Origin of the sequence: Alcanivorax sp. UBA3183, assembly GCF_002364155.1 — a bacterium.
In the GTDB taxonomy this organism is placed as follows: domain Bacteria; phylum Pseudomonadota; class Gammaproteobacteria; order Pseudomonadales; family Alcanivoracaceae; genus Alcanivorax; species Alcanivorax jadensis.
The window spans coordinates 44073-44723 of the sequence record NZ_DEXN01000025.1; the positions used below are offsets into that span (position 1 = coordinate 44073).

The window sequence follows — 651 nt, forward strand, 5'->3', positions numbered from 1 at the left end:
TTGCGAGCAAAGCTCCAACGGATGGTTGGGATGGGTGATGGGCGGGGCAGCTAGGCTTCGGGGATCACCGCCGGTTTATCCAGAAACAGGGCGGTGCGGATCAGGTCCACGTAGATCTGTTCCTTGCCGCCGTGGCTGAGCAGGGACAGGGTTTCGCCGTTGCGCAGGTTTAGCTGGATCTGGCTGTTGACGAAGCTGCGCTCGCCAGTGGTGAGTACCTGGTTGAGCTGGACGGACTCCACCTCGTTGAACGCCAGGGTGCGGTTGTCGCCGGGCAGGATGATGGTTTGCTGGCGGCGGTCCAGGCGGGCGTTGCTGGTGGTGGAGAACAGCACGAACAGGCCGGCCAGAGTGAAGGAGATGGAGAGCATCAGCGCCTGCATGGTGCCGCCCCATGTCATTTGCGCGAAGGGAATATGGGACACGAACAGGGCGTCGGCAATGTAGTAGAGTTCCACCGCCAGGCCGCCCTGGGGGGCAATGAGAAATGCCAGCCCCATGCCGGTGAGGGCCCGGCTGCGGGTGATGCGTAACAGGTCGGCCTTGACCGGTTTGATGCGGGCGGTGACGAAGTTGCTGCCACCGCGAACCGGCGCCACATTGTTGCGGTAGGCGCCGGGATCAAGCAGCAGGCCGGGGATGTCGCGGGGG

The 651-nt window shown here is 63.9% G+C and carries 1 protein-coding gene; it reads right to left on the reverse strand.

The window, feature by feature from the left end:
• Positions 1-50: 50 nt before the first annotated feature.
• Positions 51-651: hypothetical protein (locus B3Q33_RS10245; RefSeq protein ID WP_286827512.1), on the reverse strand; the 601-nt coding region annotated here is incomplete at its 5' end.